Raw genomic sequence first — 23,780 nt, 5'->3', positions numbered from 1 at the left:
AGAGACTTCGCCACGGCCTCATCCCATCATCTCAGCTTGATCGCGCTTGCACCTCCACCCAATAGCGGGTACGGGTGCGCAGTTGCAGAGGAAAGCGGCTGACGAGCGCGGCCAGGGCGCGATCCGTGTCATCCACGGGAAAGGCGCCCGAGACAAGCATCCCGGCGACCTCGGCCGAGCAGCCCAGGTAGCCGGGCCGGTAGCGGGCAAGGGCGTCAATCAGCTGGCCCAACGGCATGTCCAGCGCGACCAGGCCGCCTTCATGCCAGCTGGCTGCAAAGGGGTCTGCGGACGTGGGCGGCTGGGTAGCGCTGGACGAGAAGGCGGCCTGCTGTCCGGCCTGCAATTGCGCGGAGGGCGCCTCGCTGTCCAGAGGCTGCAGGCGCACGGCCTTTTCCTGCACGGTGACATGGCACAGGCCATCGTCCGCAAGATGGACCGTGAAGCGCGTGCCCAGGGCCAGTACGTGGCCTTGCGGGGTCTGCACGCTGAAGGGGCGGCCCAGCGCGTCGGGCTCGGTGGCGACGAGGATGCGGCCCCGGTGCAGGCGCAGCAGGCGCTGGCGGTCGTCAAAAACGGTGTCCAAGGCGGTTGCCGTATCCAGGGCCACCAGGGAGCCGTCGGGTAGCGTCAGATCCCGGCGCTCGCCCGTGGCTGTGCGCTGCCCGGCCTGCCAGCTTCCCAGTGGTGCGCCTTTCCAGGCCATCCAGGCCGTGGCGCCGCTGCCCAGGCCCAGAGCCACGCCGCGCACCACGGAGCGGCGGGTGGGCGAGGCGCGACGGCCCAGCGCCTGGCGCGCCAGGGGTGCGGGCAGATGCGACAGTTGCGCGGTGACGGATTGCACGCGCAGCCAGGCGCGCTGGTGGGCGGGATCGGCCTCATGCCATTTCTGCCAGTCCTGTTGCAGGCCCGCTGTGGCAGAGGCGCCGCGCAGTTTCACGTGCCAGGCGGCGGCCTCATGCAAGGCGCGGCGGTCGTTGCCTTCCAGATGTCTCTCGCCCATGTGGCTATGCCAGGACCAGGCAGCAATGCTCCATCGCCCGGGTCAGGTAGTTGCTGACGGTGCGCAGCGATACACCCAGGCGCTGGGCGATCTCTGGGTAGCTCAGTTCCTCGAACTGGGCCAGCACGAAGGCTTCGCGAACCTTGGGAGGAAGGCCTTGGAGCATGCGGTCCACATCCAGCAGGGTTTGCTGGACGATGGCCTGCTCTTCGGGCGAAGGCGCCAGTGATTGTGGCAACTGGGCCAGATAGTCCAGATAGGACTGCTCCAGCGTGCGGCGGCGAAACAGGTCGGCGACCAGGCCCCGGGCGATGGTGGCCAGGTAGCGCCTGGGTTCGCGGATGTCCTGCTGCGGCAGGGGCGAGCGCAGCAGGCGCACAAAGGTGTCCTGGGCCAGGTCGGCGGCATCGTCACGGTTGCCCAGGCGTTTGCGCAGCAGGCTTTCCAGCCAGGGATGGTGGTTCTGGTAGAGGCTGTGCACGGAGAAGGTTGGGGCGGAGGAGGCGGGCGCAGTGGCAATCGCTGCTGCAAAAGATAATAAGAATGCTTATCAATTATCTTTCAGGCCTGCGCCCCTCCCGCAAAGAGGGCGTCCACTTGTTGCATGTGCGCTACAGGGCAGTGGTGGCCGCCAGCCTGCACCAGCTTTGCGCAGGCCGATTCCTCGTGCGGCACGCTGTCCGCGCCGCCCAGGTTTGTGTCGTGCAAGGTGTGTCGCACACCTTGCATCGGGCCTCAGTTGGCTGCCGGTCCGCCATGCGCCTCCATGCGCTCCAGCGCAGCGCAGACATCGGCCATGCGCCCGGAGATGAACAGGCATTCCGGCTGCTCCTGCGGCGACCGCTGGATGATGCGCAGGCCTGAAGGCTGCTCAGGTGCGGATTGCAGGGCGGGCTGCGTCGGCAGCAAGGGCAGGATCAGCTGGGCATCTCCATGGTCTGCAGCGCGTGCGGCCTTGCCGCGGCGCTGCTGGCTGCGCCGGCGTGCCTTGCTGAAAGAGATCACGTTGGCGGACTCGGGTGCTGCAGCAGGTAATGGCTGGCACGCAGGGGCTTGTGCAAGTGGCATGGCCGACTCCATGGCGGTCGCAGTCAGGCGGATGCCATGTGCCAGGCGCAGGAAGGAAAAAGAAGATAGTGTTGGCAGAGCGAATCCCATGTGACGACTCCTGTTGGCGTGTTTCAAAGAGGCATGGACACAGGCAGGATTGCGGTTTGCGGGCAAAGCTCCGCCCAGGGCGAAGCTCCAAGGCTTCGCGCCTACCACCTGGGCGGTGCGTGAAATGGGGTGAGGCGGCCTGAGAAGGGCCGCCAGTCCGGCTTACATGGACATGCTGTTGCGGATCAGCCCCACGGCCAGGCCTTCAATGGCAAAGACCTCTTCGGGGGCGACGCGAATCACCGGGTAATCGGGGTTTTCCGGCAGAAGTTCCACGCCCTGCGTGGTGCGGCGCAGGCGCTTGACGGTGACTTCATCACCCAGGCGCGCCACGACGATCTGGCCGTTGCGGGCTTCGTGTGCGGACTGCACGGCCAGCAGGTCGCCGTCCATGATGCCCGCGTCGCGCATGGACATGCCACGCACGCGCAGCAGATAGTCGGGGCGCGTCTGGAACAGGCTGGGCTCGACGGAATAGGTTTGGTCGATATGTTCCTGGGCGAGAATGGGCGAGCCCGCCGCAACGCGGCCCACCAGGGGCAGCATCAGCGGTGCCAGGGCCGACAGCGGCAGTCCGAAACTGGTGCCGCGCGCGGCATTGATGTTGCGCACGGTGTCGGTACGCAGGCGAATGCCGCGCGAGGTGCCGCTGACCAGTTCGATCACACCTTTGCGGGCCAGGGCCTGCAGGTGTTCCTCGGCAGCGTTGGCGGACTTGAAGCCCAGCGTGTTGGCGATTTCCGCGCGGGTGGGAGGCGCGCCCGTGCGGGAGATGGCGGCCTGGATCAGGTCCAGGATCTGTTGCTGGCGGGCGGTGAGCTTGGGATGGTCGAGCATGGCGTGCGTCCGGTCCTTGAGGGCAGATGGCAGGCTGGGAGGCCATCTGATGATTTATACAGTATCTGTATTTTTAACCAGTTTTCTAAGAGGTGCAAGTGGGGCAGTCAAAGTTGGTGATTCTGGGCACGGGCGGGACCATCGCCGGCCGGGCGGATTCGCAGTCGCAGGGCGTGGGGTACAAGGCCGGGCAGATCACGGTGCAATCGCTGCTGGAGGCCGTGCCGGACCTGGAGCAGCAGGCGCTGGGACCCGTGCAGACGCAGCAGATCGCGCAGGTGGACAGCAAGGATATGGACTGGCCCGTGTGGCGCGCGTTGCTGCGCGCCTGCACGCAGGCATTGGAGGATGCGGACACACGCGCCGTGGTGATCACGCATGGAACGGACACGCTGGAAGAGACGGCCTGGCTGCTGCACAGCCTGCTGCCGGCCACCAAACCCATTGTGTTGACCTGCGCCATGCGCCCGGCCACTTCCCTGTTGGCAGACGGACCGCAGAATCTGCGCGATGCCGTGACCGTGGCTGCCAGCGGCGGGCGCAGCGGCGTATGGGTGGTGGCAGGCGGCGAGGTGCATGCGGCAGCCCAGGTGCAGAAGGTCCATCCTTACCGGCTGCAGGCAATGCGTTCTGTGGAAGGCGGGCCGCAGGCGTTGTTGGAGGAGGGGCGTGTGCGCTGGCTGGTGCCCGATGCGCCGTCCTCCCCCTCCGCACCGTCCACGCGGGCCATGGTGCCTGCGACCATGTCATCTGATCTGCTGGCGCTGGATGAGCTGCCCTGGGTCGAGGTGGTGTTCAGCGGCGCCTTGGCGCGTGCCAGCGGTGTGGATGCGCTGGTGGCGGCAGGCGTGCGTGGCATCGTCGTGGCTGGCACGGGCAACGCGACGGTTCACGAAGGCATGGAAGCGGCCTTGCAGCGTGCCCGCGACAAGGGCGTCTGGATCTGGCGGGGCACGCGCTGTGCCGAAGGCCTGCCCGTGGCCTCCGGCCTTGGGACCAACCCGGCAGAGGCTGATCTGGCGCAGCTGCCCGTGGCAAAGGCCCGGATTGCGATGATGCTGGCGCTGGCAGCGCAGCCGCGCGATTGAGCCGGGCGGCACCGCCGGCATTTATTCAGATGCTGGCGGTCAACAAAAAAGCACCCGGCGGGTGCTTTTTTCGTTGTGGCACATGGCCTGCATCACTCAGCCAGTGCAGCCAGTGCGCGTTGGGTGATGTCCTCGACCGAGCCCAGGCCGCTGATGGCGCGGTACTTGGGTGCCGCTGCGGCTTCCTTTTTGGCCCATGCGCGGTAGTAGTCCACCAGGGGGCGGGTCTGGCTGCTGTAGACGTCCAGGCGCTTCTTGACGGTTTCTTCCTTGTCGTCTTCGCGCTGCACCAGCGGCTCGCCGGTCACGTCGTCCTGGCCTTCGACCTTGGGCGGATTGAACTTGACGTGGTAGGTGCGGCCCGAGGCGGGGTGGGAACGGCGGCCGCTCATGCGCTCGATGATGGCGTCGAAGGGCACGTCGATCTCCAGCACGTAGTCCAGCTTCACGCCAGCGGCCTTCATGGCGTCTGCCTGGGGAATGGTGCGGGGAAATCCATCAAACAGGAAGCCGTTGGCGCAATCGGCCTGGGCGATGCGTTCCTTGACCAGATTGATGATCAGGTCGTCACTGACCAGTTGGCCGGCGTCCATCACGGCCTTGGCCTGCTGGCCCAGGGGCGTTCCGGCCTTGACGGCGGCACGCAGCATGTCACCGGTGGAAATCTGGGGGATGCCGTACTTCTGGCAGATGAAAGCGGCTTGCGTGCCTTTGCCGGCGCCGGGTGCGCCCAACAAAATCAGTTTCATGGAAGTCCTTGAGGAGAGTAGAAATTCTTGTCTGCCGGATCGGCCCACCGGGGCGGACAGTCCATGCGTCATATTTTTGTCGCGGGCAAGGATAGCACGCACAGGGCTAACACTGGCTTACACGCAGAGGGCAAAACTGTCGCCTGTGCAATCTCCAAAAACTGCGTTTTGCTGTCCGACAAAACCGCATGTGCAGTTGTGTTGTGAATGGCGATGCCGGGCATCGCCATTGGCGCATCTGTATTGGCGTATGCGGGATCGGATTCAGGCGGACAACCGGGCGCGTACCCGTTCCAGGTCTTCGGGGGTGTCCACACCGGGGCCTGGTGCATGGGGCGTCAGGTGGACGGCGATGCGGTGGCCGTGCCACAGCGCGCGCAACTGTTCCAGCGCCTCCAGCACCTCGGTAGGGGCGGGAGAAAGCTGCGGGAAGCTGCGCAGGAAACCGGCACGGTAGCTGTAGATGCCAATGTGGCGCAGGGGCGCGAAGCCGGGGTGGCCCGGCGCTGCCGCTGCAGATGCCGTCTCCCACCATGCCTGGCCTGCATGCTCACGCGCAAAGGGGATGGGTGCGCGGCTGAAATAGTGGGCCATGCCCTGGGCATCGCAGACGACCTTGACCACGTTTGGGTTGGTGAAGTCGGCCAGGCTGTCGATGGCATGCGCCGCCGTGCCCATGCTGGCCGAGGGCTGCTGCGGCAGCAGGGCGGCCACGGCATCGATGAGGTCGGGAGCGATCAACGGTTCGTCGCCCTGGACGTTGACGACGATGTCGTCGCCATCCAGGCCCAGCAGTTCGCAGGCCTCGGCCAGGCGGTCGCTGCCGCTGGCGTGGTCGCTGCGGGTGAGCACGGCTGCAACGCCGTGCGCGGCGCAGGCGGCGACGATGCTTTCGTCATCGGCCGCGACCACGCAGCGCGTGGCGCCGCTGAGGCCAGCACGCTGTGCCACGCGCACGACCATGGGAAGGCCTGCAATGTCTGCGAGGGGCTTGCCTGGCAGGCGGCTGGAGGCAAGGCGGGCAGGAATCAGAACCGTGAAGGGCGCGGTGGGCATGGTGCGTTGCGGAGAAGGTCGAAAGTGCGGGCGCGGGCGTTGTCGGAAATCGGGCCTTGCGGCGCGATCAGTCCTCGAGCTCGTCGTCGTCCAGCGTGCGGGCTTCGGCCTCCAGCAGCACCGGAATGCCGTCGCGCACGGGGTAGGCCAGGCGCGCGCTGCGCGAGACCAGTTCCTGGTGCTCGCGGTCAAAGCGCAGCGGGCCCTTGGTGACGGGGCAGACCAGCAGTTCGAGAAGTTTGGCGTCCATGGCGGATCCTGTGTTTTGGAGGGAGAGGGCGAGCCGTGGCGGCCAGCCAAGACGGTGATGATAGTCAGGCGCGTGGCCTGCGCAGCGCCTGCAGCCGCTGATCCAGCAGCGCCCAGAAATCTGGCGGCAGCTGCAATTGCAGCGCAACGGACCAGGCCTGGGGATGGGTGCGCCACAGCTTGACGGCATCCTTTTCGGTGCAGACCAGCGGGTCTTCATTGCGTCCCAGGCGCTGGAAGCTCTCAAAATTATAGTGATCCGGCAGCGCCGGGGCGTGCTCCAGCGCCAGACCCTGTTCAGTGGCCAGCATGGAGAAAAAGGCCTCGGGCCGGGCCACGGCGGCCACGGCCTCCACGGGCCGTCCGCGCAGGGCCGCCAGGGGAATGCGCTCACCGTGCGCATTGACGCCTTCAGCGGCAAGTTGGCGATGCATGGCAAAGGCGGGCGCATCCGTTGGCGGGCAGGCGCCCGCGTGCAGCACGGCGGTGACGGGGCGCGGCCAGGGTTCGCGCAGCGGGCCGGCCGGCAGAAGCCAGCCATTGCCGATGCCGTCGTCGTTGAAGACGCACAGCTCGATGTCGCGGGCCAGGGCCAGGTGCTGCAGGCCGTCGTCGCTGATGACCACATCTACCTGGGGATGGCGGGCGCGAAGGGCCTGGACGGCCTCGATGCGCTTGCGGGCCACGAAGACCGGCACGCCGCTGGCGCGCGCCAGCAGCGCGGGCTCGTCACCCACGTCGGCGGGGGCGCTGTCGGGATGGGCTTCGCGGCAGTCGTCCGTGCTGCGGCCATAGCCGCGCGAGACGATGCCGGGGCTCCAGCCGCCATCCCGCAGATGGCGGGCCAGGGCGAGCGTGACGGGGGTCTTTCCAGCGCCGCCCGCAATCACATTGCCGACGACGATGACCGGAATGCCGGCCTGGCTTGCACGCCTGAAACCCAGTGCATAGGGCAGCCGATGCAGGCCCAGCAGGGCACGGTACAGCAGGGACAGGGGAAAGAGGGCGCAGGCCAGCGGGCCGCGGTGGCGCCAGGCCGCGCGAAGCCCCCGGGCTGCGGGGGCGGGGCCATTCCCGGGCATGGAGGCCTTGCCCTCAGCGCCCGGCGCTGGCCGAGGTCTGCGTGGCAAAGGTGATCTGGGACAGTCCGGCGCGGCGCGAGGCCTCCATCACCGACACCACGGACTGGTGCGGCGCGGTGGCGTCGGCGCTGATGATGACCACGCTGTCCTTGCCGGCAACGGCCGCTGCGGCCAGTGCCTGGGTCAGGCCGGTGACGCTGCGGTCTTCCACGGCGGTCTTGTTGATGGCGTAGCGGCCGTCGGCGGCGATGGCGACGATGATTTCGCGGGGCCGGTCGCGCTGCTGCTCGACATCGGCCACGGGAAGGGTCAGCTGCAGCTCGGTGAACTTGCTGTAGGTGGTGGACAGCATCAGAAAGATCAGCACCACCAGCAGCACATCGATGAACGGGATCAGGTTGATCTCGGGCTCGTCACGGCGGCGGGGACGGAAGTTCATGGAAGGTCTCTCGCGTGCGGGTTCTGCGGATTCACTTGCCGCCGACGCGCACCAGGTGGCGCACGAACTGCTCGGAAGCCAGCTCCATGCCCAGCAGGTAGCCATCGACGCGGGCGCGGAAGTAGCGCCAGAAGATCAGCGCCGGAATGGCGACGATCAGGCCGAAGGCCGTGTTGTACAGGGCGATGGAGATGCCTGCCGCCAGCTGCGCCGGGTTGCCGCCGCCGGTGGCCGATGCGCCGCCTTGCGAGCCGAAGATCTCGATCATGCCGATCACCGTGCCCAGCAGGCCCAGCAAAGGCGCGGCAGAAGCGATGGTGGCCAGCGCGCTCAGGTGCTTTTCCAGGGTGTGGGCAGCAGCGCGGCCGGCGCCTTCCATGGAGGCGCGAAGCTCTTCTTCGCTGCTGTCCGGATGGGCTTGCAGGGCGCGCAGTCCGCTTGCCAGGACTTCGCCCAGCGTGGAGTTCTGGGACAGCTGCTGCACGACTTCCTGGCTGGGCAGGCCGCGCGAGGACACGGAAATCGCCTCGCCCAGCAGGGCGGGCGGCGCCACGCGGGCCGTTTTCAGCGCCACGAAACGTTCAAAGACCAGGGCCAGAGCCAGGATGGAGCAGGCAATCAGTGGCCAGATCGGCCAGCCTGCGGCTTGTATGATCGACAGCAAGTTGTTTTCCCCCCGCGTTTAACTGCAGCCGACGATTATGGCCCAGCCATATGGCCGGTCCAGGCGTCTCGTGTCCGCGATCGCCTGAAAACTGTGACCCGGCGCAGCATCCAGGCAACGGGCGGCTCCCCATATTCGGGATTTTGGATGGTCGCTATAGCACAGATTTCTGTGGATAACTTTGTTATCAAGCGGGTTGCGCAAACGCCGCTGCGGCGGCGAATGGACACTGTGACAAATGTGAATTCTTTGTTGCAGCAAAAAAATCTTTATGAATCAATTGCTTGCGAGGTATTTTTGAGAGTGCTTCTGCAAATTGCCGCCAAAGTGCCTGCTCGGGTCTGCATCCGCCTGCCTGTGGAGAATGTTGCACTGCATGCAGACCGGGAGGCCGCATGAGTGGTGCATTCGGCGCAGTGAACCCAGCAGCGGCGCCGCTGGTCTGGGAAGTCGGCGCGCTGTGCCGCGCCGTGAGCGACGCCTTGCAGGCGCGCTTCAATCCGGTGGCGGTGCGCGGGGAGATCAGCGGCTTTTCCCGCGCGGCCAGCGGGCATTGCTACTTCAGCATCAAGGACGCGGGCGGGCAGATCCGCTGCGCCATGTTCCGGCGTGCGGCCCAGCTCATGGATTTTTCGCCGCGCGACGGCGAACTGGTCGAGTTGCGGGGCCGGCTGGGCGTCTACGAGCAGCGTGGCGACCTGCAACTGGTCGTCGAGAGCATGCAGCGTGCGGGCCAGGGCGCCCTGTTCGAGCAGTTCCTTCGGCTGAAAGCGCAACTGGAGGCCGAAGGCCTTTTCGACGCGGCCCGAAAGCGCAGCCTGCCGCCGCTGCCGCGCGGCATTGGCGTGGTGACTTCGCCCGGGGCTGCTGCGCTGCACGACGTGATCACGGCGCTGCGCCGCCGCGTGCCCCATATCCCCGTGGTGCTGGTGCCTGCCCTGGTGCAGGGCGCGCAGGCGCCGGCTTCCCTGATCGATGCGCTGCAAAGGCTTTATGGCCTGGCGCAGGAAGGCGCGGGCTCGGTTGATGGCTCGGTGGCCGGCGCGCCGCCCATCGACACCATCTTGCTGGTGCGCGGAGGCGGCTCCATCGAAGACCTCTGGGCCTTCAATGACGAGCGCCTGGCCCGCACCATCGTGCAAAGCCCGGTGCCCCTGATCTGCGGCGTGGGGCACGAGACCGATTTCACCATTGCCGACTTCTGCGCCGACCTGCGCGCGCCCACGCCCACGGCGGCGGCCGAACTGGTGAGCCAGCCGCGCGAGGTCTGGATGGGTGCGCTGCAGCTCATGCAGGGCCGCCTGGAGGATTCCGTGCAGCGGCTGCTGGACCGCCAGCAGCAGCGCCTTGACCTGGCAGCGCAGCGCCTGGGCCGGCCCAGCGAGCAACTGGCCCGCAGCCGGCTGCAGCTCAGCCGCCAGGCCCAGCGACTGCGCCATGCCATGCAGTTGCGGTTGCAGCGCATGGACCATGCGGGGCAGGGCCTGCAGGCGCAGTTGCCTGCCGGCATGCGTCGCGGCCTGGACCGGCGCGCGGATCACCTGGCGCGCATGGAGCTTCGCCTGCAGCTGCTGGATCCGCGCCTGGTGCTGCAGCGCGGCTATGCCCTGCTGACCGATGCCGAGGGTCATCCCGTGACCGAGGCGCGCGGCGCGCCACCGGGCACGGCCTTGCAGGCACAGCTGGCCGACGGCAGCCTGGACCTGGTGGTGACGCAGCCGCGCCTGCTCTGAACTGCGGCCCGCTGTGTGCAGCGTTCGGCGTGCAGGGAGTGGCGGGCGGCAGGCGATATCCGTGTAGGCCGATTGGCCGGATCAAGGTCAATTCACATCCACCCCCGCAGCAGCGGGCCAAGATGGGCCATTTGGCGCGCGCTTTCGCCGCAGGGTCACGAAGTTGTTCCTACAATGCCCGTTCGGGTGCGTGAGGGCCAGGGCTCGCAGCAATGCGCGCAGTGCAGGCCCCGCGCGACGGTCACGGCAGGCGCTGCAGGCGCTCTGCGCAACAGGTGCTGGCCCGTCCTAAAAGATTTCAACCACGAAGGAAACACCATGGAACATACCTTGCCCCCTCTGCCCTATGCGATTGACGCGCTGGCACCCCACTACAGCCAGGAAACGCTGGAGTACCACCATGGCAAGCACCACAACGCCTATGTGGTGAACCTGAACAATCTGCAAAAGGGCACCGAATTCGAAAACATGACCCTGGAAGAGATCGTCAAGAAGTCTTCCGGCGGCATCTACAACAACGCAGCCCAGATCTGGAACCACACCTTCTTCTGGAACTGCATGGCCCCCAACGGTGGCGGCGAGCCCACCGGCGCACTGGCTGACGCCATCAACAAGAAGTGGGGCAGCTACGCCGCCTTCAAGGAAGCCTTCGTGAAGTCGGCCGTGGGCAACTTCGGCTCTGGCTGGACCTGGCTGGTCAAGAAGGCCGACGGTTCGGTGGACATCGTCAACACCGGCGCTGCCGGCACGCCCCTGACCACGGAAGACAAGGCCCTGCTGACCGTGGACGTCTGGGAACACGCCTACTACATCGACTACCGCAACCTGCGTCCCAAGTTCGTCGAGACCTTCCTCGGCCAGCTGGTGAACTGGAAGTTTGCCGAGCAGAACTTCGCCTGATCGAAGCGCAGGTACGCCGTGTGCACGCCATGTGCACGCAACGCAAAAAGCCCCGGACGGGGCTTTTTGCTTTTTGAGAGGAAGGCGACGGCTCAGCGGCGCTGACCGCGCAGCCACCAGCCCGTCCACAGTGCCGTGCAGACCAGCAGCAGCGTGGCGCCGGCGATCACGGCGCTGAAACCCTGGCCGAAGGCCGTGCGTGCCAGCTCGGTCAACTGGTGCGCGGCCTGGGGCATCAGCTGATCGGCAGCCAGCAGGGCTTCGTCCAGGCTGTCGCGCACGGAATCGGGCAGGGCCAGGCCCAGGCCCAGGCCCTCCGGCAGGTGCAGTGAGCCTGCATAGACGGCCGACAGCAGGCTGCCCATCAGCGTCACGCCCAGTGCGCCGCCCAGCTCGTATGACACCTCCTCGACCGAGGCCGCCATGCCGGCACGGTCTGCGGGAGCGCTTTGCATGATGGTGCTCGACGCCGTGGTCATGGCCGCGCCTATGCCCAGGCCCAGCACGGCCAGCGCCGCCGCCTGCGGCCACCAGCCCATGTCGTGGACCAGCAGATAGCCGCCCATGCCCAGGCCCGACAGCAACAGCGCTGCCGGCAGCATGCGCGCGCCACCCAGGCGTGGCAGCCAGTGGCCTGCCACGGGGCCGGCCACAAAGGCGGCCAGCGGCAGCGGAAGCACGGCCAGGCCGGCCTGCAGTGGCGACAGTCCCTGCACCAGTTGCAGGCGCTGGCTGAACACGAGCTCCATGCCGATCAGCGCGGCCGCTGCCACCAGGGCCGAGGCCACGGCCGTGGCAAACGCCGGGTTGCGGAATAGCGCGAAGTCCAGCAGCGGGTCGCTGCTGCGGCGCTGGCGCCGCACGAACAGCGCGAGAAAGCCCAGGCCCAGCACCAGGGCCACGGCGGCCAGGGCCCAGTCGGGCGATTGCTTGCCGGCTTCCTTGATGGCGTAGGTGCTGCCCACCAGGCCTGCCATGACCTGCAATGAGCCGATGAAGTCCCAGGGCCGCTGCGAGGTGGCCGTGCCTGCGGGGATCAGCCAGCCGGCCAGGGGCAGGGCGAGCAGCACGATGGGCACATTGATCAGGAACACCGAGCCCCACCAGAAGTATTCGAGCAGCAGCCCGCCCACCACCGGCCCGAAGGCCGCACCGCCCGAGGCCACCGAGGCCCAGATGCCGATGGCCAGCGCGCGCTCGCGCTCATCGGCAAAGCTCAGGCGGATCAGGGACAGCGTGGCCGGCATCATCATGGCCGCGCCCACTCCCAGCAGCGCGCGCGCCGCAATCAGCAGGGCGGGCGAGGGCGCAAAGGCCGCGCACAGCGATGCCACGCCGAACACGCACAGCCCGGCCATGAACAGCCGCTTGTGGCCGAGCCTGTCGCCCAGCGTGCCCATGCCCAGCAGCAGGCCGGAGACCACCAGCGCGTAGATGTTGACGATCCATAGCTTGGCCGAGGCCGTGGCCGCCAGGTCATGCGTCAGGCGCGGAAGCGCCGTGTAGAGCACCGTCATGTCGATGACGATGAGCAGCAGCGCTACCGAGACAATGGCCAGCACCAGCCAGCGGCGCGGATCGGCCGCCAGGGGTTTTGGAAGATGCCCCGAAACGGGGTTCTGGGTTTGCGTTGTGAACGCCATAAAGCACCTGTTTGCCCCGGGCCTTGTGGGCCAGGGCTTCCTTCTTGATGAAAACCACAGTTTCCATCAATGAAATGATTCATCAAAGTTTGATTCCATCCATAAAATTGATGGATGGAATGGACACTCGACAGGCTGAAGCATTTTGTGGCGGTGGCCGAAGCCGGCACCATGACCGAGGCCGCCCGCCGCCTGGGACGTACGCAGTCGGCCGTAAGCACGGCTATCGGCCTGCTGGAAGCCGACCTGGGGCTGGAGCTGTTCGACCGCGTGGGGCGCCGCGTGCAGCTGACGGCGGCAGGGGAGGTGATGCTGCTGGAGGCCCGGTCCCTGCTGCACCAGGCCCAGGCCATGGACCACCGCGCCCGCGCACTGGCCGCAGGCGGGCAGGCACGCCTGGCCGTTGCGCTGGACGAGGCATTGCCCTATGTGCCGCTGGCCCAGCTGTTCAAGGAACTGGCGGCGCGCTTTCCGGCCATGGAGCTGACCGTGCTGAACGGCACGGCCTCCGAAGTGGCCGAGCATGTGGCGGCGCAGCGTGCCCAGGTCGCCTTCCAGTTCGACCGAGCGCCTGCGCCGGCCACCTGTGCCCAGCGCCATATCGGCAGCGTGCCGCAGACCATTTGCGTGGCCAAGGGCCATGTGCTCGATGGCACGGCGGCCCTCACGCGCAGGCAACTGGCCGCGCACCGCCAGTTGCTGATGCACATCGAGGGCGTGGAGGACACCGTGCTCAGTCCCGCCGTCTGGCGCTCCAACAGCTTCTATGTGATTGCCGACATGGTGGCCGATGGCCTGGGCTGGGCCATCCTGCCGGTCAACATTGCCGAGTTCGGCGATCTGCGCCCGCACCTGCGGCAACGCGCCTGCGAGGGGCTGGCGCTGCCGCCGCTGACCGTGCGCATGCTCTGGCTGGAAGGGCTGGCGCCCGGGGCCGAAGCGCTGTGGATGCGCCAGCGCCTGGCCGAGCTGCTGGCCTTGATGGCCACGGCCTGAGCGGCCTGAGCAGTCTGGGCTGGCGCGGGCGTTGGGGCCGTGTTCAGGTGCAGGCAGCGGCTGCGTCTTCGGCAGGCGGGCTCTCTTTCGCTCGTGCCTGGCGTGCGGCCAGCACGCCCAGGGCCCACATGGCGACACCGGCCAGCAGCGCCACCACGAAGGAAATGCGCGCGCCCCACAGGTCGGTGGCCCAGCCTGCGGCGGCCGCGCCCAGGGCCACGCCCATGGCAATGCCGGTCAGCAGCCAGGTCATGCCTTCGGTCAGGCGCTGGTGCGGCACCTGCTGCTCCACCAGGCCCATGGCCACGGTGATGGTCGGCCCGAAGGTAATGCCGGCCAGCAACACGGCCAGGGTCAGCGTGAACACATTGGTGGCCAGCAGCAGGGGCACGGCGGTGATGCACACCGAGGCGCCCACCCAGGCAATCTGGCGGTGCAGCGGCGCCTGCAGGCGCAGCGTGCCGAACACCAGTCCCATCACGCAGGACCCCAGCGCATAGAACGACAGCACGATGCTGGCTGCCGCCGGCTGGCCCTGCTGCGTGGCAAAGGCCACGCTGGCCACGTCGATGGTGCCCACGATGATGCCCTGGGCCAGCATGAACAGCGCCAGCGTGCGCACCACGGGATGGCGGGCCAGCGACTGCTGGCGCGTGCGCTGCTGCGATGTGTCCACGGGCGGCTCGGTGCGGCGCTGGGCCACGAACAGCGCCACGCCCACCAGCAGCAGCAAGGAGGCGGCCAGCGGCCCGGCCTCGGGGAACAGCACCATGCTCAGGCCTACCGACAGCGGCGGGCCGACGATGAAGCAGACATCGTCCAGCACGGCCTCCAGCGCATAGGCCGTCTGCAGCTGGGGCGTGCCACGCAGCAGCACGGTCCAGCGTGCGCGCACCATGGCCGGCATGCTGGGCAGGGCACCCACCAGTGCTGCCAGCACCAGCAGCAGCCAATCCGGCCCCTGCCAATGCGCGCAGGCCAGCAGCGCAAACATGGCGGCAGCACTCACGGCCGCTGCCCAGGGCAGGACCTTGCGCTGGCCATGGCGGTCCACCAGGGCCGAGATGCGGGGCGCCAGCACCGCAATGGACAGCGCAAAGCAGGCTGCGACCGCGCCAGCCAGCGTGTAGGCGCCGCGCTGCTGGGACAGCATGGTGATCAGGCCGATACCCGTCATCGACAGGGGCAGGCGGGCCAGGAGACCGGCCAGCACAAAAGCGGCCGTGCCGGGCTGGGTGAACAGCTGGCGGTAGGCGTGGAACATGGAAACCTCGGAAAAGACAGGCCGCTGCAATCACATACGCGGCGTATGTCAGCGATTCTACGGGCTGCCCATGACGCGCCGTATCATTGGCATACGTTTTGTATGTGAATGGAGTGCGCCATGCGCAAAAGCCGGGCCAGCATGATCGAGGAGACACGCGCCAAGCTCATCGAGGCTGCGCGCGAGGCCTTTGGCAGCCAGGGCTATTCCCAGGCCTCCATGGACGAATTGACGGCCAATGCCGGGCTGACGCGCGGCGCGCTGTACCACCATTTCGGTGGCAAGCCGGGCCTGCTGGCCGCCGTGGTGGCGCAAATGGATGCCGAGATGGACGCACGCCTGGAGCAGGTGCTGGCCGACCATGCCGACCCCTGGGAGGGGTTCCTGGCCTACTGCCGCGCCTACCTGGCCATGGCGCAGGAGGGCGAGATACGCCGCATCGTGCTGCAGGATGCGCGCGCCGTGCTCACGGGCACGGACCAGGGCGAGCAGCACCGCGCCTGCATCGCCTTCGTGGCCGGCTACCTGGAGCAGCTCATGGAGCGCGGCGTGATCGTGCGTGCCAATCCTCTGGCCATGTCGCTCCTGCTCAATGGCTGCTTGGTGGAGTCGGCATTCTGGATTGCCGAGGAAGGGGCGCCCCCCGAGCGCCTGCAGCAGGCGCTGCAGGCGCTGGAGTTGACGCTCAAGGGGTGGAAGGCGCCTGCGAGGGGCTGAGCGGCTGAGTGGCGCTGTGCCAGCCCGCCCTCGCTCGTGCTTCACTCGTACTTCTTTTCCAGCGCGTCCCAGAACGGCTTGTTGACCAGGCGCTGGCGCTCGGCAAAGGGGGCGACCACAGCGGGGTTCTCGTCCACCCTGCGCTCGTTGCGCAGTTGGCCCAGCGCCTTTTGCATGCCGGCCACGGCGCCTTGCAGCGCCGCGTTGGCATACAGCACCAGGCCATAGCCCAGGTCTGCCAGCTCGCCCGCGTCGGTGATGGGCGTCTTGCCTCCGATCACCATGTTCATCAGCTGCGGCGTGGACAGGCGCTGGGGCAGGGCGCGGATCTCATCGGCCTGGGTCACGGCCTCCACGAACAGGATGTCGGCTCCCGCCTCGGCAAAGCGCTGGGCGCGCTCCACGGCGGCCTCGAAGCCCTGGGTGGCGCAGGCATCGGTGCGCGCCATGATCAGCGTGCCCTGGTCGCGGCGCGCGTCCACGGCGGCCTTGATCTTGCCCAGCATTTCCTCGGTGGAAATCACTTCCTTGCCATTGAAATGGCCGCAGCGCTTGGGGCTGATCTGGTCCTCGATCTGGATGCAGTCGGCGCCCGCGCGCTCCAGCGTGCGCACCGCATGGTAGGTGTTGAGCGCGTTGCCGAAGCCCGTGTCGGCATCCACGATCAGCGGCAGATCCACCGCGTCGCGGATGCGGGCCGTGTGGTCGGCGATGTCGGTCAGGCCCATGAAGGCCTGGTCGGGCAGGCCAAACCACATGTTGGTCACGCCGGCACCGGTCACATAGATGGCCTCGAAGCCGAGATCGGCCACGACGCGCGCGGACAGCGCGTTGAATGCGCCGGGCACGAGCACGCCGCGGCGCGCTTCGGCCAGGGCCTTGAGTTGTTGCTTGGTGTTCATGGATGGTTCTGTCGAATGGGAAAAAGCGATGCGCGGGCTGGCGCTCAGTCCAGCGTGATGTTGGCGTTCTTGATCACCGGGCCCCACTTGGCGCGCTCGGCCTCGATGAACTTGCCGTAGGCCTGGGGCGTGCCGCCCATGACCATGCCGCCCGTGTTCTCGATCATGGCGCGCACCTCGGCGTCCTTGAGTGCCTCGTTGACGGCCTTGTTCAGGCGCTCGATCACGGCCGGCGGCGTGCTGGCCGGCGCGATCATGCCCAGCCAGTTGTACGACTCGAAGCCCTTGATGCCCGCCTCATCCAGCGTGGGCACGCTGGGCAGCACCTTCAGTCGCTGCTTGCTGGACACGGCCAGCGCCTTGACCTTGTCGCCCTGGATGGCGGGCAGGGCCGCATAGCCCATCTCGAACATGAAGGCCAGGTGGCCGCCCATCAGGTCGGTGGCTGCCAGCGCGCCGCCCTTGTAGGGCACATGGACCATGTCCGTGCGCGTCTGGAAGGCCAGCAGCTCGCCCGACAGGTGGTGGGCGCCGCCCACGCCCGACGATCCATAGGTCAGCGTGCCCGGCTTGGCCTTGGCTGCAGCCACCAGCTCGGCCACGGTCTTGAACGGCTGGTTGGGCGCCGTGGTCAGGATCAGCGGCGCCTCTTCGATCAGGATGATGGGCTGCAGGTCGCGTGCGGCGTTGTAGGGCAGCTTTTTCATCAGCATGGGATTGGTCACCAGCGGGCCTGGCGAGCCGAAGCCGAAGGTATGGCCGTCCGTGGCCTTGGCGATGGCATCCGTGCCCGTCACGCCGCCCGCGCCGCCGCGGTTGTCGATCACGATGGGCTGGCCCAGGCTCTGGCCTATCTTGTCGGCGATCTTGCGGGCCCGTGTATCGGCAAAGCCGCCGGCCGCATAGGGCACGATGAGCTTGATGGGGCGCGAGGGCCAGGCATCTGCGCCCTGGGCCACGGCGGTGGCGGGGGCGGCGAGCAGGGCGGCAGCGGCGGCGGTGGCGCTCAGGGCCAGCCCCAAGCTCAGGCGGAGGGTGTTGCGGCGGGTATTCATGGTGTCTTGTCTCGGTTGGGATCGATGGTGATGGCGCAAGCGGCTCACTTTTCCTGCATCTTCGCGGCCTTGACGATCTCGCCCAGGCGCTTGCGCTCGGCATCGGTGAATTTCACGAACTCGGCGCGCGTGCCGCCGATGGGCTCGATGCCCAGGCCCTTGAGCTTTTCCACGGTGGCGGGCTCCTTCATGGCCTGGTCCACGGCGGCGGCCAGCTTGTCCAGGATGACAGGCGGCGTTCCCTTGGGCGCGTGGATGCCGGCCCAGTGCGCGATCTGCAGCTCGGCAAAGCCCTGCTCCACGGCGGTGGACAGTTGCGGATAGGCGGAGATGCGCTGGGTCCAGGTCGTGGCCAGGGCCTTGAACTTGCCCTCATTGAGGATGTGGGGCAGGGCGATGATGCTGGCCTCCGACGTGCCCTCCACCTGGCCGCCCAGCACGGCCGTCGTGCTTTCCGATCCGCTCTTGTAGGGCACGGGCTGCAGCTGTGCGCCGTACTTCACGTTCAGCATCTCGGCCACGAAATGCGGCGTGCTGCCCGTGCCGGCCGTGGCGAAATTGAAGCCCTGGCCCTTCTTGGAGGCCTCGACGAAGTCGCGCAGGTTCTGGTAGGGCGCGTTCTTGGGGACCACGATCACGGACGGCGCCAGTCCGATCATGGCCACCGGCACCAGCGCATCGTCCTTGAACGGCATGGTCTTCTTGATCATGCTGTTGGAGATCACGCCGGCCGCGCTCACCAGCAGGGTGTAGCCGTCGGGCTGGGCCTTGGCCACGATGTCGGCGCCCACGGTGCCGCCTGCGCCGGGCCGGTTGTCGATGACCACGGGCTGGCCCAGGATTTTGGACGCACCTTCGGCGGCCGAGCGGGCCATCAGGTCGTTGGCGCCGCCTGCAGAGAACGGCACCACCAGGCGGATGGGGCGGGTGGGCCAGGCATCGGCGGCAGACGCGGCAAACGACACGCTGGCCAGCGGCAGCACGGTGGCAAGCAGGGCGGCCAGGGCAGTGCGGCGGGGCAGGCGGGATGGCTGGTGCATGGGGAGTCTCCTGGAAATACTTGAAATGATTGAAACGCCGGCTTTGTTTGCAAGCTGCATGCCATGGCAATAAAGGGTAAACCCTTGTTTTCGCAAGCCATTGATCTGAATGCATTTTTCAGTTCACAAGAGGATGGGGCGGAACCTGCTGCTGGATTCATGCGGTGCGATGTTGCATGAATGAAATAATCGGTTGCATGAATGAATCAGTCGTGGCCCCTGTCCCTGGAACCCCGTCCGGCCCCCGTGCGGCATGGCCCCGTGTCGTCACCATAGGCCGCCATCGCATCGGCCGCGTGCTGGAGCGCATGTCCCTGGCGGTGGGCGACCAGGTGCGTGTGGAGCATGTCAGCGCGGCCTTTGACGACGCCGTGCAGGCCGTGCGCGCGCTGCAGGCGGTCGAGCCCATAGACGCTCTGGTGGCCGCCGGCGCCAGTGGTGCCTGGGTGCGCGAGCATGTCGACATTCCCGTGGTCATGATCGAGGTGCGCGGCTTCGATCTGCTGCAGGCGCTGGCCAGCGCGCGGGAATTGGCGCAGGCGGGTGGCACGCCGCGCATCGGGCTGGTGTCGTTCGACCATCCCTCGCCGCACCTGGCCCAGTTCGATGCGCTGTTCGGCGCCGGCATTGCCCAGTTCAGCTACCACGGGCCCGAGGATGCCCAGGCCTGCGTGCGTGCGCTGCAGGCCGCAGGCGTGGGTGCCGTGGTCGCGCCTGGGCTGGTTGCCGATCTGGCCGAGCAAGCCGGCATTCCCAGCGTGCTGCTGTACTCCGACGGCGCCGTGCTGCAGGCCCTGCGCGACGCGGTGCTGCTGGCCCGCCACCGCCATGCCGAGCGCGCCCGCCACCAGCGGCTGGAAACCGTGCTTGGCCAGTTGCAGGACGGCGTGGTCGCCGTGGATACGCAAGGCTGCATCCAGGCACTGAACCCCACCATGGCAGCCCTGCTGGGAGCGCCCGCCAGGGCGCTGCATGGCCGGCTGCTGGACGAGGTGGCGCCCGCGCTGGCGCTGGCACAGGCGCTGCAGTCGCAGTCCCTGGAGCCCGAAGGCAGTGAAGACGTGGTCCAGCTGGCCATGCGCACCCTGGTGGTACGGCGCGCACCCATCGTGGAAAACGGCCAGCTCACGGGCGCCTTGCTGGTCTGCCGCGACCCCGCCACCATCCAGCGCGCCGACCGCCACCTGCGCGCGAACCGCAGCCTGCGCGGCGCGGGCGTGCGCTGGCGCATCGAAGACTACGCGGGCGACAGCGAACCCGCCCAGCGCGTGCGCCGCCTGGCGCGCCAGTTCGCGGCCAGCGATGCCACCGTGCTCATCCAGGGCGACAGCGGCACGGGCAAGGAGTTGCTGGCCCAGGGCATGCACCGCGCCAGCCGGCGCGCGGCCCAGCCCTTTCTGGCCGTCAACTGCGCGGCCCTGGGGGAAAGCCTGCTGGAGAGCGAACTCTTCGGCTACGACGAAGGCGCTTTCACCGGCGCGCGGCGCGGCGGCAAGACCGGGCTGATCGAGGCGGCCCATACGGGCACCTTGTTCCTGGACGAGATCGGGGACATGCCGCTGGCCCTGCAATCCCGCCTGCTGCGCGTGCTGCAGGAGCGCGAAGTGCTGCGCGTGGGCTCCACCACGTCCGTGCCTGTGGACCTGCGCGTCATCGCCGCCACGCATGCCGATCTGGCGGCCCTGGTCGAGCGCGGTGAATTCAGGCGCGACCTGTTCTACCGCCTGGCCGTGCTGCGCCTGGCCATGCCCGGACTGCACGAACGCGGACAGGGCGATGTCCAGGCCCTGGCCCGCACCATGCTTGCGCGGCGTTTGCGCACGCAGTCGCTGCAGGCCGAGGCCTCTTCACTGGAGCCCTTGCTGGAAGCCTTACTGGATTTGGCCGCCGCTCACCGCTGGCCCGGCAATGCGAGAGAGCTGGACAACTGGGTGGAGCGCCTGCTGGCCTGCCGCCACGACCTGCGTGACAGCGCGGGCCGCGTGGACATGGGCCGGTTGCGGGAGCTGTTTCCTGAATGCAGCGGGGCTGGGCAGGGTACCGTTCAGGCCCTGCCAGCACAGCAGCGGCAACTGCAACTGCGCGAGGCCCGTCGCGATGCCGAGCGCCAGCGCATGCGCGAGGTGCTGGAGCAGGTGCAGGGCGACCAGCGCCGCGCCTGCGAGATCCTGGGCATCAGCCGAGCCACGCTGTGGCGCAGGTTGCGCGACAGCCGTTGATCGCGCGCTTGCGTCCTGCGGCTATTCCCGCTGCAGGGCAGGGTCCACCTGCATGGCCTCGGGATCACAACGGGGCGTGCCCAGCATCGTGGGTTGATCATTTTGGCAAATGCCGCTGATGAACTGTCTGTGGCTGTAGGTTCCGGGCTTGTCGGCAGGGCCCATATAGATGCGGGCACTGAGTGTGCCGAATTCATCCACTTTCAGGTGCCTGGCCTCATAAATGAAGTGACTGATGTTTGTGCCCCAGTCGCATTCGGCCATTCCCTTTGAGTGGAAGCCATCGCCCGCGTACTTCAAATCGCCCACGTATTCACAGCTACCTGAGCCGCCTGTTTTTTGGGACATGGTGAGCGTATTGCCATCGGCCTTGATGGTGATCGTGCCCGGTGTGATATTGGAGAACTCATAGGCGACGGTGTGGACGAATGTGAAGTTGAGTCGGCGCTTCAGATCCTCGAACTGGAAGCGCTGAAGGCGCTGCGGAGCCTCGCCGGGCAGGGTGATCGTCGCCGTGGTGGAGGAATCGAAGATGATCCTGACCGGGCCAGCCTCCTGTGCAAGCTCTCCATCGCGGGCCTGGCCACCCAGTGCGCGGCCATTGCGATATTCCGTGAGCACGCCGTCAAACTGCTTGCCGTCCTTGAGCGTGCCTGCGGCCTGCAGGAACAGGGATGATCCATCGGCACGGTAGCCGAAATAGGTCAGGATCAGCGTGGAGCTACCCTGCCTGTCGATCTGAATGCCGCGCCCGGGCTTGCCATTGAGTTCCGCGCCAATGCTCCACATGCCCGAATCCGGAAGAATGGCCAGCGCGGGCGTGGAAATGAAGGCGGCAAGGGCCGCGGCCATGAGGCCATTCAGTCGCTTTGACATGCTTGCTCCGTTGGTTTTGGGGATGTTGAATCGAATGGATGCCGGACTTTAACCGCGATCCACTGCGGAATGCTGAATCGCCCGGGATGACGGAGTCATTTGGTTTTCTGCTCGAATGAAATGGTCGTCGTGATTGCCATTGGCTATTGAAAATCACATGGAAGAATCATGAAACCTGCAGCCCACCAGCCCCACCCAGCCGCTCGGCCAGGAAATCCATCAGCACGCGCAGCTTGAGCGGAAGGTGGCGCGTGGGCGGGTGAAGAATCCACAGCTGGCCGCTGTAGTTGGGCAGGAAGTTCCAGTCCGGCAGCACCTGCACGATGCGCCCGTCCGCCAGGGCCTCGCGTGCTGTGAAGCGGGGCAGGCTGGCGATGCCGATGTGCTGCAGCACGGCGTCCAGCCGCACACCGGTGTTGTTGGCGGCATAGCGCCCGCGCACGGCCACGGTGACGGTCTTGCCATGGCCGCGCAGCTTCCAGTGCGCGTCGCCGGGCTCCTCCCCCAGGTAGATGCAGCTGTGGGCCTTGAGCTCCAGCGGATGCACGGGCGTGCCGTGCCGGGCCAGGTACTGGGGCGAGGCGCACAGCAGATGGTCGATGTCCATCAGGTGGCGGCCCATGAGGCCGGGCGGTGGGTGGTTGGTGATGCGTATGGCCAGGTCCACCGGGTCGTCGATCAGGTCCATGTAGCGGTCTTCCAGCCGCATCTGCACATCGACCTCCGGATACAGGGCCAGGAAGTCGGGCATGTGGGGATGGACCACGGTACGGCCCACGGCCTTGGGCACGCTGATGCGCACCAAGCCGCGCGGCTGCGCGTCCTGCAGCAGGGACGCGGCCATGACGGCCTGGGCGGCGCCCACCATGTCCAGGCAGCGCGCATGCACCTCACGGCCGGCCTCGCTCAGGCGCAGCTTGCGCGTGGTGCGTTCCAGCAGGCGCAGGCCCAGCGCCCTTTCCAGCCGCGCCACGCCCCGGCTGGTGGCCGATGGCGTGCTGCCCAGCTGACGCGCGGCCTCGGAGAAGCTGCCCGTGTCCACCACCTTGACGAAGATGGCCATTTCTCCGAACAGGGGCAGGGCTTGATTTGTGCTCATGGCGCAAAGAATATTTGAAAAGCCAAGGGATTATCGCGGCTGAACGCCAGTCCTACACTGCCACCCCATGCCTTTGCACACCTTCACTCCCCTTATCCCGTCCCATGCCCTGAGCCACGCCGGTGGTCCTGAAATCTGGCTCAAGCTGGATGCGCTGCAACCCTGCGGATCATTCAAGCTGCGCGGCATAGGCCATGCCTGCGAGACCCTGGCGCGCCAGGGCAAGAAGCGCTTTGTGGCTTCGTCGGGCGGCAATGCCGGCATTGCCGTGGCCTATGCCGGGCGGCAACTGTCCATACCCGTCACCGTGGTCGTGCCGCAAACCACGACCGAGCATGCGCGGGCACTGATCCGTGCCCAGGGCGCCGAGCTGATCGTGCATGGCGCCGTCTGGGACGAGGCCAATGCCCTGGCCCAGTCCCTGTTGGGTGCCGAGGATGCCTTTGTCCATCCGTTTGACGACCCGCTGCTGTGGGCAGGGCATTCCACCCTGATCGATGAGCTGGCTGCTGCCGACTTCAAGCCCGACGCCGTGGTGCTGGCCGTGGGCGGCGGCGGCCTGCTGGCCGGCGTGGTGCAGGGCCTGGAGCGCCATGGCTGGACCGATGTGCCCGTGATTGCTGCGGAGACGGCCGGCGCGGACTCCCTGGCGCAGTCGCTGGCCCAGGGCCGCCGCGTGCTGCTGGACCGCATCACCAGCGTTGCCACCTCGCTGGGCGCGCGCCAGGTCTGCCAGCGGGCCTTCGATCTGGCGCAGGTGCACCCCGTGCGCAGCGCCGTGGTGACGGATGCGCAGGCGCTGGATGCCTGCCTGCGCTTCATTGATGACCATCGCCTGCATGTGGAGCCCGCCTGCGGTGCCGCGCTGGCCCTGGCCTACGCAGGCGCACCTGCGCTGCAAGGCTTCAAGCGCGTGCTGGTGGTGGCCTGCGGCGGCACGACGAACACGCTGGAGCAACTGCGGACGTGGCACGCGGCGGCGCTGACCGGCCAGGCGTGAGCACGGCCCAG

General features: G+C 67.4%; 26 protein-coding genes. 8 read left to right on the top strand and 18 right to left on the bottom strand.

The window, feature by feature from the left end:
* Positions 1 to 31: 31 nt before the first annotated feature.
* From LGR64_RS12080 to lexA, 5 genes are all read right to left on the bottom strand, one after another.
* Positions 32 to 1,003, bottom strand: a complete 972-nt coding sequence (locus tag LGR64_RS12080; protein WP_141832460.1) for a FecR domain-containing protein — start codon at positions 1,001 to 1,003, stop codon at positions 32 to 34.
* Positions 1,004 to 1,007: 4 nt separating this feature from the next.
* Positions 1,008 to 1,484, bottom strand: a complete 477-nt coding sequence (locus LGR64_RS12075) for a sigma-70 family RNA polymerase sigma factor (protein WP_043781909.1) — start codon at positions 1,482 to 1,484, stop codon at positions 1,008 to 1,010.
* Positions 1,485 to 1,564: 80 nt separating this feature from the next.
* Positions 1,565 to 1,711: a hypothetical protein gene (locus LGR64_RS12070; protein WP_185750947.1), complete on the bottom strand. Its 147-nt coding sequence runs from the start codon at positions 1,709 to 1,711 to the stop codon at positions 1,565 to 1,567.
* A 27-nt stretch (positions 1,712 to 1,738) separates the two neighbouring features.
* The gene (locus LGR64_RS12065) at positions 1,739 to 2,161 is read right to left on the bottom strand and encodes a hypothetical protein (protein WP_088164885.1); all 423 of its coding nucleotides are present in this window, start codon (positions 2,159 to 2,161) and stop codon (positions 1,739 to 1,741) included.
* A 162-nt stretch (positions 2,162 to 2,323) separates the two neighbouring features.
* Entirely contained in the window at positions 2,324 to 2,998 is a 675-nt protein-coding gene (lexA, locus tag LGR64_RS12060; protein ID WP_141832458.1) for a transcriptional repressor LexA, read from the bottom strand.
* A gap of 98 nt (positions 2,999 to 3,096) precedes the next feature.
* Here lexA and LGR64_RS12055 point away from each other — a divergent pair, with 98 nt between their 5' ends.
* Positions 3,097 to 4,086, top strand: a complete 990-nt coding sequence (locus tag LGR64_RS12055) for an asparaginase (protein WP_141832456.1) — start codon at positions 3,097 to 3,099, stop codon at positions 4,084 to 4,086.
* Positions 4,087 to 4,178: 92 nt separating this feature from the next.
* Here LGR64_RS12055 and adk read toward each other — a convergent pair whose 3' ends face one another.
* The 6 genes from adk to LGR64_RS12025 form a co-directional block, all read right to left on the bottom strand.
* Complete coding sequence (adk, locus tag LGR64_RS12050; RefSeq protein WP_141832454.1) at positions 4,179 to 4,835, bottom strand: adenylate kinase; 657 nt, start codon at positions 4,833 to 4,835, stop codon at positions 4,179 to 4,181.
* A gap of 264 nt (positions 4,836 to 5,099) precedes the next feature.
* Complete coding sequence (kdsB, locus tag LGR64_RS12045) at positions 5,100 to 5,891, bottom strand: 3-deoxy-manno-octulosonate cytidylyltransferase (RefSeq protein WP_097202482.1); 792 nt, start codon at positions 5,889 to 5,891, stop codon at positions 5,100 to 5,102.
* 67 nt (positions 5,892 to 5,958) lie between these two features.
* Positions 5,959 to 6,141 carry a Trm112 family protein gene (locus LGR64_RS12040; RefSeq protein WP_012205403.1) on the bottom strand — a complete coding sequence of 61 codons (183 nt, stop codon included), beginning with the start codon at positions 6,139 to 6,141 and terminating at the stop codon, positions 5,959 to 5,961.
* A gap of 64 nt (positions 6,142 to 6,205) precedes the next feature.
* The gene (gene lpxK, locus LGR64_RS12035) at positions 6,206 to 7,222 is read right to left on the bottom strand and encodes a tetraacyldisaccharide 4'-kinase (protein WP_230355524.1); all 1,017 of its coding nucleotides are present in this window, start codon (positions 7,220 to 7,222) and stop codon (positions 6,206 to 6,208) included.
* A 13-nt stretch (positions 7,223 to 7,235) separates the two neighbouring features.
* Positions 7,236 to 7,661 carry an ExbD/TolR family protein gene (locus LGR64_RS12030; protein ID WP_012205405.1) on the bottom strand — a complete coding sequence of 142 codons (426 nt, stop codon included), beginning with the start codon at positions 7,659 to 7,661 and terminating at the stop codon, positions 7,236 to 7,238.
* 31 nt (positions 7,662 to 7,692) lie between these two features.
* The gene (locus tag LGR64_RS12025) at positions 7,693 to 8,325 is read right to left on the bottom strand and encodes a MotA/TolQ/ExbB proton channel family protein (RefSeq protein WP_012205406.1); all 633 of its coding nucleotides are present in this window, start codon (positions 8,323 to 8,325) and stop codon (positions 7,693 to 7,695) included.
* A 93-nt stretch (positions 8,326 to 8,418) separates the two neighbouring features.
* Here LGR64_RS12025 and LGR64_RS12020 point away from each other — a divergent pair, with 93 nt between their 5' ends.
* The 3 genes from LGR64_RS12020 (at position 8,419) to LGR64_RS12010 (ending at position 10,958) form a co-directional block, all read left to right on the top strand.
* Entirely contained in the window at positions 8,419 to 8,724 is a 306-nt protein-coding gene (locus LGR64_RS12020) for a hypothetical protein (protein ID WP_148078961.1), read from the top strand.
* Positions 8,721 to 10,058, top strand: a complete 1,338-nt coding sequence (gene xseA, locus LGR64_RS12015) for an exodeoxyribonuclease VII large subunit (RefSeq protein ID WP_141832450.1) — start codon at positions 8,721 to 8,723, stop codon at positions 10,056 to 10,058. The genes LGR64_RS12020 and xseA overlap by 4 nt, the downstream gene beginning before the upstream one ends.
* 318 nt (positions 10,059 to 10,376) lie before the next feature.
* Positions 10,377 to 10,958 carry a Fe-Mn family superoxide dismutase gene (locus tag LGR64_RS12010; protein ID WP_012205408.1) on the top strand — a complete coding sequence of 194 codons (582 nt, stop codon included), beginning with the start codon at positions 10,377 to 10,379 and terminating at the stop codon, positions 10,956 to 10,958.
* Positions 10,959 to 11,050: 92 nt separating this feature from the next.
* Here LGR64_RS12010 and LGR64_RS12005 read toward each other — a convergent pair whose 3' ends face one another.
* Entirely contained in the window at positions 11,051 to 12,601 is a 1,551-nt protein-coding gene (locus tag LGR64_RS12005) for an MFS transporter (RefSeq protein WP_230355522.1), read from the bottom strand.
* 114 nt (positions 12,602 to 12,715) lie between these two features.
* Between LGR64_RS12005 and LGR64_RS12000 the strand changes: the two genes are divergently transcribed.
* Positions 12,716 to 13,597 (top strand): LysR family transcriptional regulator, encoded by an 882-nt coding sequence (locus tag LGR64_RS12000; RefSeq protein ID WP_141832446.1) that lies wholly within the window; start codon positions 12,716 to 12,718, stop codon positions 13,595 to 13,597.
* Positions 13,598 to 13,640: 43 nt separating this feature from the next.
* Here LGR64_RS12000 and LGR64_RS11995 read toward each other — a convergent pair whose 3' ends face one another.
* A complete protein-coding gene (locus tag LGR64_RS11995; RefSeq protein WP_141832444.1) occupies positions 13,641 to 14,861 on the bottom strand; it encodes an MFS transporter in 1,221 nt (406 codons plus the stop codon).
* Positions 14,862 to 14,981: 120 nt separating this feature from the next.
* On the opposite strand from LGR64_RS11995, the gene LGR64_RS11990 reads away from it, so the two are divergent.
* Positions 14,982 to 15,578, top strand: coding sequence for a TetR/AcrR family transcriptional regulator (locus tag LGR64_RS11990; RefSeq protein ID WP_230355520.1), 597 nt, complete (start codon positions 14,982 to 14,984; stop codon positions 15,576 to 15,578).
* A 41-nt stretch (positions 15,579 to 15,619) separates the two neighbouring features.
* Here the strand turns inward: LGR64_RS11990 and LGR64_RS11985 are convergent, their stop codons facing one another.
* The 3 genes from LGR64_RS11985 to LGR64_RS11975 are packed head-to-tail and all read right to left on the bottom strand — an operon-like array spanning position 15,620 to position 18,575.
* Positions 15,620 to 16,480, bottom strand: coding sequence for an isocitrate lyase/PEP mutase family protein (locus tag LGR64_RS11985; RefSeq protein ID WP_013802578.1), 861 nt, complete (start codon positions 16,478 to 16,480; stop codon positions 15,620 to 15,622).
* 44 nt (positions 16,481 to 16,524) lie between these two features.
* On the bottom strand, positions 16,525 to 17,535 hold the full coding sequence (locus tag LGR64_RS11980) for a Bug family tripartite tricarboxylate transporter substrate binding protein (protein WP_012205414.1): 1,011 nt from the start codon (positions 17,533 to 17,535) through the stop codon (positions 16,525 to 16,527).
* 44 nt (positions 17,536 to 17,579) lie between these two features.
* Positions 17,580 to 18,575 (bottom strand): tripartite tricarboxylate transporter substrate binding protein, encoded by a 996-nt coding sequence (locus tag LGR64_RS11975; RefSeq protein ID WP_141832442.1) that lies wholly within the window; start codon positions 18,573 to 18,575, stop codon positions 17,580 to 17,582.
* Positions 18,576 to 18,751: 176 nt separating this feature from the next.
* Between LGR64_RS11975 and prpR the strand changes: the two genes are divergently transcribed.
* Positions 18,752 to 20,794: a propionate catabolism operon regulatory protein PrpR gene (gene prpR / locus LGR64_RS11970; RefSeq protein ID WP_442873812.1), complete on the top strand. Its 2,043-nt coding sequence runs from the start codon at positions 18,752 to 18,754 to the stop codon at positions 20,792 to 20,794.
* Between the two features lie 21 nt (positions 20,795 to 20,815).
* Here the strand turns inward: prpR and LGR64_RS11965 are convergent, their stop codons facing one another.
* A complete protein-coding gene (locus LGR64_RS11965; RefSeq protein ID WP_230355516.1) occupies positions 20,816 to 21,670 on the bottom strand; it encodes a hypothetical protein in 855 nt (284 codons plus the stop codon).
* A 166-nt stretch (positions 21,671 to 21,836) separates the two neighbouring features.
* Positions 21,837 to 22,769, bottom strand: a complete 933-nt coding sequence (locus tag LGR64_RS11960; protein WP_230355514.1) for a LysR family transcriptional regulator — start codon at positions 22,767 to 22,769, stop codon at positions 21,837 to 21,839.
* A gap of 67 nt (positions 22,770 to 22,836) precedes the next feature.
* Here LGR64_RS11960 and LGR64_RS11955 point away from each other — a divergent pair, with 67 nt between their 5' ends.
* Positions 22,837 to 23,769, top strand: coding sequence for a pyridoxal-phosphate dependent enzyme (locus LGR64_RS11955; RefSeq protein ID WP_230355512.1), 933 nt, complete (start codon positions 22,837 to 22,839; stop codon positions 23,767 to 23,769).
* The last annotated feature ends 11 nt before the right edge of the window (positions 23,770 to 23,780 follow it).

This window comes from Delftia sp. Lp-1 (genome assembly GCF_020523835.1).
Classification (GTDB): domain Bacteria; phylum Pseudomonadota; class Gammaproteobacteria; order Burkholderiales; family Burkholderiaceae_C; genus Comamonas; species Comamonas acidovorans.
This window is presented reverse-complemented; position numbering and strand designations above follow the sequence as displayed.